Source organism: Streptomyces sp. AP-93, assembly GCF_022808175.1.
In the GTDB taxonomy this organism is placed as follows: Bacteria; Actinomycetota; Actinomycetes; order Streptomycetales; family Streptomycetaceae; genus Streptomyces.
In genome coordinates this window covers 131,946-140,506 of the sequence record NZ_JALGBX010000027.1, presented here as the reverse complement: position 1 = coordinate 140,506, position 8,561 = coordinate 131,946, and the positions used below count along the sequence as shown (strand labels likewise).

Here is an 8,561-nt window from a genome sequence, read left to right as displayed (position 1 = left end):
GCCATACCCGGTGTCTCTGGATCTCTGGACCTTACGACTGGCCCGTCCAACCCACACAACAACGTAGGACCGGCTGACGGCAGCGGCCAGCAGCCACCGGCACCGCAACCCCGCATCCTCTCGGAAATTCGTACGAGTCCGGTAGCCGATTTCGGGGTTTCCAACGGTTTGGCGGGACGATCCGGCATTTGGTGCCCGCCGCGCCCCGGCCGCTGCGATGCTTCCGCCGGTATCACCGGGCCGCCGTCCTTCCAACGGGCCCCGGAATACCGGCGAACGGGCGGCGCCGCCGGAGCAAGCTGCACTCCGGTTCGCCGTACGGGAGCGTCCGGCCGCGGCTTCCCGGGAGTATGCGACTCCGGCCGCTGCCGGGCGGAGGCGAGAGGGGGAGACGTCGATGTCTTCGACTGCTGTGTTACACGGACCGCGCGCACCGTGGCGGCGCCGGCTGCTGGCGGTGGCCGCGTCCTCGGCGCTGGCCGCGGGCGGCCTGACGGTTCTGGCGCCGCAGGCGTCGGCGGAGGGGGTGTGCGCCACCCCGGTCCTGGCGGGTGCCACGACCACGATCACCTGCTCGGCGGGGGGTTCCGGAAGCGTCACGGTGCCCGACGGCGTCTCCAGCGGCGTGGTGACCCTCGACGGCGCCGGTGGCGGCAACGCCGCCGACGGCACCGCCGGCGGCAAGGGCGCGCGCCTCGTCGCGACCGTCCCCGTCACGCCCGGGCAGACCTTCAACGTGACCGTCGGCCGGCGCGGTGCCAACGGCACGGCGAGTGCGCAGTTCGGCGTTCCGGGATCGGGCGGCGCCCTGGTCGCGGTGACCACCGTCGCGGGCGCGCCCCTGCTGACGGCCGGTTCGGGCGGCGGCGCGGGCGGAGCGGGCATCGGCTCCCCCGCCTACCCGGGAGCGGCCGGCGGTGACAGCGGCGGGCCGGGCGCCGACGGCAACGGCCTGGTTCCCGACGCGCAGGGCGGTACGGGCGGCGGTCCGGGCACCGGCACGGCCGGCGGGGCCGCGGGGACCGGAGGGCCCGGTGCGGACAACGAGGGCCCGAACGGCTCCCCCGGCGCCTACCCGAACGGCTCCGGCGGGGCTGCCGCCCAGGGCGTGTTCAGCCCGACGGGCGCCGGCGGCCGCGGCGGAGCCGGGTACGGCGGCGGAGGCCGGGGCGGGGGCGGCGGCAGATACGGCGCCACCGGCGGCGGTGGCGGAGGAGGCGGTGGCGGGTCCAGCCTGGTCTCCGGGACGGTTCCCGGCTCGGCCGTCGCCCTGACCGACGGCGTCAACGCCGGTGACGGCCGGATCGTGTTCGCCTTCACCCTCCCGCCGACGGTCACGGCCGTCGGCCCGGCCGCCGGACCGGCCGGGGGCGGTACGGCCGTGACGGTCACCGGCACCAACCTGTCGGGCGCCGTCCTCACCTTCGGCGCGGGCAACCCCGCCACCGACGTCACGTGCACGGCCACGTCCTGCACCGCCACCGCTCCGGCCGGGACCGGCACCGTGGACGTCCAGGCCACCACCCCCGGCGGCACCAGCGGTCCCTCCCCGGCCGGCCGGTACGCCTACGTCCCCGTCCCCGTGGTGACCTCGCTCAGCCCCGCCGTCGGCACGACGGCCGGCGGTACGGTCGTCACCGTCGGCGGCACTGGCCTGGAGGGCGCCACCGCGATCGTCTTCGGCTCCGGCAACCCGGCCACCGGCCTCTCCTGCACCCCCACGGCCTGCACCGCCACCGCGCCCGCCCACGCGGCAGGCCCCGTGGACGTCCAGGTCACCACGCCCGGCGGCACCAGCGCCGTGACGGGCCCGGGCCGGTACACGTACCAGCTCCCGCCCGCCGACATCGACGTGGACCTGACCGCACAGCCCGGCTTCAGCCTGCTGGTCCCCTACCTCACCTACACCCTGACCGCCCGCAACACCGGTCCCGGTACGGTCACTTCGGCCACGCTCACCGCGAGCCTGCCGTCGGGCGCGTCCGCCAACACCCTGTCCCCGGGATGCACGGCCGCCGGATCCACCGTGACCTGCGCCTACGGGACCATCGCCAACGGCGCGGCCGCCACCAAGACGTTCCGGGTACCGCTGGGGCTGCTCTCGCTGGGGCGCGTCTCGGTCTCCGCCACCCGTACGGCGTCCGCGCCGACCGATCCGGGCCCGCTCAACGACAGCGCGACCGCCAGTTGCACGGTCGTCTCCGTCCTCCTGGCCACCTGCCCCTGACCGTAGCCTCCCTCCCGCGCCAACGGGAGTCCGCACCCAACCGATTGCCGCCGGCCCGCCTCCTCACGAGGCGGGCCGGCGGCGCGTCCGGGCGGCGCTCAGGAGGGGTCGGCGGGCGCGCTGCCGGTCCGCTCCTCGTCGGTCAGCTCATGGCCCGTGACCGCCCGGGCGTAGGAGCGCAGGGCGGTGATCACCTCGGCGCGCGTGCGCCGGCCGGCGAGGACCTCCATCTGGTAACCGTCCTCCATGGCGACGAAGTTCGCGCCGAGCAGGCGGGGCGGGTCCTGGAGCAGGAAGTACCCCTGGGCCTGGCCGAGCACCAAGATGCCGGAGTACGCGGCGATCTGGCGTTCCGTCAGCGCGCTGTCGAGGGCCGCCGCCCGGGCGTCGCGCAGGCAGCGCGGCCAGTACTCGAAGAGCAGCCGGGTCAGCGCGTCGTCGGGGCCGCCGGCGACGCCGTGGTCGATGCAGGCCCGCAGTTTGTCGCGGGCGTCCTCGAAGCGGTCCGCGGCTTCCTCGCGCTCCTGGCTGTACCGCTCGATGGCCTGCTGGTACGTGGTGTGGACCAGGGCGTCCAGATCGCCGTAGTAGAGCACCGCGGCGGGGGTGACCCCGGCCTGGTCGGCGACGTCGCGCAGCCGCAGGCCCTCCAGTCCGCGCACCAGGACGGCGCGCTCCACCGCCTTGCCCAGCTCGATCCGGCGGTCCTCCTTGCCGGTCCCCTTCCTGGCTGCCACGCCGCCCCCTCCACAGGTTGATCATCTGAATCTGGGTTTAACAATATCGCCCAGGCTATTGACGGTCCAGGAGGCCCGGTCTTAAATCTGCGTTTAACGCAGCGTCTCACGCTCTGCGCACCACACCTGCGGCCTCCAGGAGGCATCATGACCAACCCGACCGACACCGGGGCCAGAACCGGGCCGGCGCCCGCCCCCGTCGGCAAGGGGCTGCGCGGCGGCTCCGTGGGCCTGCTCGCCTCCGTCACCCTGGGGCTGTCGTCCGTCGCGCCGGCCTACAGCATCGCCGTCACCCTCGGCTTCGTGACGCTGACCGTCGGCGACCTGGCCCCGGCCGCGCTGCTGCTCGGCTTCCTGCCCGTCCTGCTCACCGCCTTCGCCTTCCGCGAGCTCAACCGGGAGATGCCCGACTGCGGGACCACCTTCGTGTGGACCACCCGCGCCTTCGGGCCGCGGACCGGCTGGCTGACCGGAGGCTGGGTTCCCCTGTGCGCCACGCTCATCGCGATGACGGCACTGTCCCAGGTCGGCGCCGGCTACCTGCTGCACTTCCTCGGCCTGCACGCCCTCGCCGGCAGTTCTGCCGCCGTGACGGTCACCGCGATCCTGCTGCTGGCCGCCGTCACCGCGATCGCCTACCGGGGCCTGCAGCTCGCGGCCTCCGTCCAGTACGTGCTGCTGGGCCTGCAGCTCCTCGCCCTGCTCGGCTTCGGCGTGACCGCCTTCGCCCGTACGGGCGCCACCGCCCCCTCCCTCTCCTGGCTGAGCCCCCTCGCCTTCGCCGACTTCGGATCCCTCACCGAGGCGGTCCTGCTGTGCCTGTTCATCTACTGGGGCTGGGACGCCCTGATCACCGCGAACGAGGAGACCCGCGACGGCGAACGCGTCTCCGGCCAGGCCGCCGTCATCTCGACCGTCGTCCTCCTGGGCACCTACCTGTTCACCGCCTTCGCGGCGATCAGCTTCGCCGGCACCGGCGCCGACGGCATCGGACTGGGCAACCCGGACAACGCCGCGGACGTACTGAGCACCCTCGCAACGCCGGTGCTGGGCACGGCCCTGGCCAAGGTCATGCAGCTGGCCGTCTGCGTCTCGGCCGTCTCCGCGCTGCTCACCTGCGTCGTCGGCAGTTCCCGCAGCGCCCTGTCCATGTCCGCCCACGGAGCCCTGCCGCCGGCCCTGGCCCGCATCCACCCGCGCCACCGCACCCCCTCCTTCGGAACCCTCCTCGCCGGTACGGCTGCGGCCTGCCTGCTCGTCCTGTTCACGCTCGTCTCCGGGGACTTCCTCGGCGACGCCATCCTCTGCATCGGGCTGCTCATCGCCTGCTACTACGGCACCACCGCGCTGGCCTGCGTCTGGTACTTCCGCAAGCGGCTGCAGGACTCCCCGCGCGACTTCCTGCTGCGCGGCGTCCTGCCCCTGCTGGGCGGTGTGCTCATGCTGGCGGCCTTCGCCCGCAGCGCCTACGACATGTACGACCCCGCGTACGGCAGCACCTCCTTCCACGGCGTCGGCGGGGTCTTCCTCCTCGGCGCCGGCTCCATCGCCGCGGGCGCCCTTGCCCTGCTCATCGCCCGCACCCGGTTCCGCCGCTTCTTCCGCGAGGGCCGCACGTCGGTCGCCGCGCTCACCGTCACCGAGGACTGACCACACCCATGCGCACTCTCGCCATCGCCGCCCTGCAGACCACGCCCGTGGCCCACGACCTCGAAGCGAGCTGGCAGCGCTTCAGCGACCAGGTCCGCGCCACCCGCGGGCTCTTCCCCCACGTCCAGCTCGTCATCGCCCCCGAACTCCTGCTCGCCGCGGAGGGCCCGCTGCTGCGGCCCGCGCCCGACGACTGGATGGAGCAGGCAGCCGTCACGATCCCCGGACCGCTCACCGACCGGATCTGCGCCCTCGCCCGGGAGACCGAGCTGTGGCTGGTCCCGGGGAGCCTCTACGAGCGCGCGGAGGACGGCCACATCTACAACACGGCCATCGCGGTCTCGCCCGAAGGGGAGATCGTCGCCCGCTACCGCAAGGTCTTCCCCTGGCAGCCGTACGAAAAGGCCCGGCCCGGCCACGAGTTCACGGTCTTCGACCTCCCCGGCATCGGGCGGGCCGGCCTGGCCATCTGCTACGACGGCTCCTTCCCCGAGACGGTCCGCCAACTCGCCTGGCTGGGGGCGGAGATCGTCATCCAGCCCACCCTGACACCCACCCGGGACCGGGAGATGGAACTGGTCTGCGCCCGCGCCAACGCCTGGACCAACCAGGTGTACGTGGTCAACGTCAACGCCGCCGACCCGGCCGGGGTCGGCGCCAGCGCGATCGTCGACCCCGAGGGCACCGTCCGCCAGCAGGCCGGCCCCGGCGAGGAGGTGCTCGTCGACGTACTGGACCTCGACACCGTCACCCGGGTGCGCCGCTACGGCTCCACCGGCATCAACCGCCCCTGGGACCAGCTGGCCCGGTACGGGGAGTCGATCGCCCTCCCGATGTACGGCGGCGCGGCCTTCCGCACACCGCACTGGCTGGAGGACGGAACCGTGTGACGCGGTCCGCCGCCGCGGCGATCCCTCACCACACGTTGGCGAGGAAGGCGCGGGTGCGGGGGTACGGGGTGCCCGGGATCGTCCAGGACGGCCCCCGGCACTCCCTGCTCCACGACGACGCCACCGTCCATGAACACAACGGTGCCGGCGACCTCCCGGGCGAAGCCGAGCTCGTGGGTGACGACGAGCCTGCTGCTGCCCGCCGGCCAACTGCCGCGGGTAGGCGTCCGCCTTGTCGCTCACGCGTCGACATCACGACGTCGATCCGGCCCTGCTGGAGGGCCGTCGTGACGGCCCCGGGACCGGAGAAGACCCTGACCTCGTACGGCTTCTTCCCGGCGGCGGCGATGTCGATGTCCTGGCCGGCAGGCCGCTTGTCCTGGCCGTTGGGGTAGTACGCCGCCGGAGGGATCCGACGGAGCCGCCGAGCCGCAGGCTCCCCGCCTTGCGGACCTCGGCGCGGACCAGGGCTGCGACCGGCTCCTCGGCCCGTCCGCCGGCGACCGTTCCCCGGCCCGGTGTTGTTCCCCGGGAGGCTCATCCGCGCACCGCCGTCGCACGGCCGCGCGCGCGACCCCTCCGCCGTGCTCGACGGGCTGCTGCTGGTCCTCTGGCTGACCGCCGCGGTGAGGGTGCTCGGGGTCCTGTTCGGCACCGTCCTCGCCGTGATGCGGCCGTCCGCCAACCCCACGCTCACCGCCGTCATCGGCCTGACCCTGCACGAGACCGCATGCTGATCGGCACCCTCAAGGGCACCAGCATCGTCAGCGTGCCGGCCGTGCACGACCTGCTGTATTCGGTGCAGTTGGTCTACAACCCGAGCTACCGGGTCATCCCGCTGCCGATGGTGGCCACCCTCTGGTACGTCGCCGCCACCACCGTGCTGACCACCGCGGGCCGGTACTACGTGGAGCGGCACTACGCCCGCGGCAGCTCGCGCGGCGGCCGCTGAGTTTCATTTCACCAAGAGGCGTTATATGTACGGCGGATGAAATTGGAACACGATTTCACGCATCCCGATATCCAGGCCGTTGACACCCCTTCTCCGGGCTGCCTAGCTTACGCCGCAGACAAAGAGAAGAGATATCGGCGGCCTCCCCCTGTTCGGCTTGACGGCTGCTTTTCGATTCTGCGCCTATTGCGAAGCCGTGGAGTGTCCTTGACCGAATCACTGCTCCTCTCCGCGCCCGCCGGCGGCCCCTCCGGGCCGCCAGGGCCGCCCGGGCCCGCCGAGCGGGTCCTCCCGCTGCGCCGGCCCGGGCGATGGGTCGCCGGCATCGCCGTCCTGGTGCTGGTCTCGCAGGCCGCCCACGGGCTGATCACCAATCCCTTCTACCAATGGGACCGCTTCGCGTACTGGTTCACCCGCCCGGTGATCCTGGACGGGCTGCTCATCACCCTCCAGGTGGCCGCGTACAGTGCGGTCCTCGGCCTGGCCGGCGGCATCCTGCTGGCCCTCGGACGGCTCTCGGGCAGCCCGGTGCTGCGGTCGGTGAGCTGGACCTACATCTGGCTCCTGCGCTCCGTGCCGCTGATCGTCGTCCTGCTCTTCCTCTACAACCTCAGCGCCCTGTACCCCACCCTCAGCATCGGTGTGCCGTTCGGGCCCGCCTTCCTGACCTTCGACGAGTCGCGGCTCGCCACCGACATGGTGGTCGCCGTGGTCGGCCTCGGCCTGAGCGAGGCCGCGTACGCCGCCGAGATCGTCCGGGCCGGCGTGCTCTCCGTCGACCAGGGTCAGCACGAGGCGGCCGCGGCCCTGGGACTGCCCAAGCGGTACCAGTTCGCCAGGATCGTCTTGCCGCAGGCGCTCCGCTCGATCGTGCCCTCCTACGTCAACCAGCTGATCGGCCTGCTGAAGGCCACCTCACTGGTCTTCTACGTGTCCCTGCTCGACCTGTTCGGCTCGGTGCAGAGCCTGGGCAGCACCTATCCCGGGGACGTGGTGCCGCTGCTGCTGGTGGCGACCGTCTGGTACGTGATCCTCACCAGCCTGGTCTCCGTCGTGCAGTACTACGTGGAACGGCACTACGCCCGCGGAGCGCTGCGCACCCCGGTGCCCACTCCCCTCCAGCGGGCCCGCGCGGGCCTGCGCGACCTGCGGATCCGCTACCGGAAGGAGACGGCCCGATGACCGCGAACGCGAGTACGGTCGCCGCGACGCCCTCGCGGCCGGCCGTCGGCGCCGCCATCGAGGTGCACGGCGTGCACAAGTGGTTCGGCGGCCGCCGGGTCCTCGACGGGGTGAGCCTGACCGTCGCGCCCGGCACGGTCACCGTGATCCTGGGGCGTTCCGGATCCGGCAAGTCGACCCTGCTGCGGGTCCTGAACCACCTGGAGAAGCCCGAGGCCGGCCACGTCAGCGTCGGCGGCGAGCTGATCGGCGTCCAGCGGCACGGGGGCCGGCTCAAGGAGTTGCGGGAACGGACGATCCTCGCCCAGCGCGGCCGGATCGGCTTCGTCTTCCAGAACTTCAACCTCTTCCCGCACCTGACCGTGCTGGACAACGTCGCCGCCGCCCCGGTGGCCACCGGCAGGCTGTCCCGGCCGCAGGCACAGTCCCTGGCGCAGGAGTTGCTGCGTCGCGTGGGGCTCGGGGACCGTGGCGGCGCCTACCCGCGACAGCTGTCCGGCGGGCAGCAGCAGCGGGTGGCCATCGCGCGGGCCCTCGCCCTGCGGCCGGGGGTCATCCTCTTCGACGAACCCACTTCGGCGCTCGACCCCGAGCTGGTCGGCGAGGTGCTCTCCGTGATCAAGGACCTGGCCACCGGGGGCACCACCCTCGTGATCGTGACCCACGAGATCGGCTTCGCGCGCGAGGTCGCCGACGAGATCGTCTTCCTCCACGAGGGCCGCATCGTGGAGCAGGGCCCGCCCGCGCAGGTGCTGGACCACCCCGCGCACCCGCGGACCCGGGAGTTCCTCAGCAAGGTCCTCTGACCGCCCCGCCGCGGCCTCCCCCCTTTCCGCCCCGCTCCCCTGCCCCCTCCCCTGCCCCCTCCCCTGCCCCTTCCCCGCCTCGGCCTTCGCCGCCCAGGCCTTCCCCGCATCGCACAC

6 protein-coding genes and 2 pseudogenes are annotated in these 8,561 nt (G+C 73.1%); 6 read left to right on the top strand and 2 right to left on the bottom strand.

What is annotated here, in order from left to right:
* Positions 1–397: 397 nt before the first annotated feature.
* Positions 398–2,227: an IPT/TIG domain-containing protein gene (locus MTF69_RS34890; protein WP_243340386.1), complete on the top strand. Its 1,830-nt coding sequence runs from the start codon at positions 398–400 to the stop codon at positions 2,225–2,227.
* 98 nt (positions 2,228–2,325) lie between these two features.
* On the opposite strand, the gene MTF69_RS34885 is transcribed toward MTF69_RS34890, so the two are convergent.
* Positions 2,326–2,964 carry a TetR/AcrR family transcriptional regulator gene (locus MTF69_RS34885; protein WP_243340385.1) on the bottom strand — a complete coding sequence of 213 codons (639 nt, stop codon included), beginning with the start codon at positions 2,962–2,964 and terminating at the stop codon, positions 2,326–2,328.
* 147 nt (positions 2,965–3,111) lie between these two features.
* Here MTF69_RS34885 and MTF69_RS34880 point away from each other — a divergent pair, with 147 nt between their 5' ends.
* Together MTF69_RS34880 and MTF69_RS34875 are read left to right on the top strand one after the other, a co-directional pair.
* Positions 3,112–4,614, top strand: coding sequence for an APC family permease (locus MTF69_RS34880; RefSeq protein WP_243340384.1), 1,503 nt, complete (start codon positions 3,112–3,114; stop codon positions 4,612–4,614).
* 8 nt (positions 4,615–4,622) lie between these two features.
* Positions 4,623–5,504 (top strand): carbon-nitrogen hydrolase family protein, encoded by an 882-nt coding sequence (locus MTF69_RS34875; protein WP_243340383.1) that lies wholly within the window; start codon positions 4,623–4,625, stop codon positions 5,502–5,504.
* A 68-nt stretch (positions 5,505–5,572) separates the two neighbouring features.
* Here MTF69_RS34875 and MTF69_RS43890 read toward each other — a convergent pair.
* Positions 5,573–5,704 (bottom strand): annotated as a pseudogene (locus MTF69_RS43890) (ectoine/hydroxyectoine ABC transporter ATP-binding protein EhuA); the annotation flags it as partial.
* Between the two features lie 210 nt (positions 5,705–5,914).
* Here MTF69_RS43890 and MTF69_RS43885 point away from each other — a divergent pair.
* The 3 genes and pseudogenes from MTF69_RS43885 (at position 5,915) to MTF69_RS34850 (ending at position 8,444) form a co-directional block, all read left to right on the top strand.
* Positions 5,915–6,456 (top strand): annotated as a pseudogene (locus tag MTF69_RS43885) (hypothetical protein).
* A gap of 219 nt (positions 6,457–6,675) precedes the next feature.
* Positions 6,676–7,638, top strand: a complete 963-nt coding sequence (locus MTF69_RS34855; protein WP_243340393.1) for an amino acid ABC transporter permease — start codon at positions 6,676–6,678, stop codon at positions 7,636–7,638.
* Complete coding sequence (locus MTF69_RS34850) at positions 7,635–8,444, top strand: amino acid ABC transporter ATP-binding protein (RefSeq protein WP_243340382.1); 810 nt, start codon at positions 7,635–7,637, stop codon at positions 8,442–8,444. The genes MTF69_RS34855 and MTF69_RS34850 overlap by 4 nt, the downstream gene beginning before the upstream one ends.
* Positions 8,445–8,561: the final 117 nt, after the last annotated feature.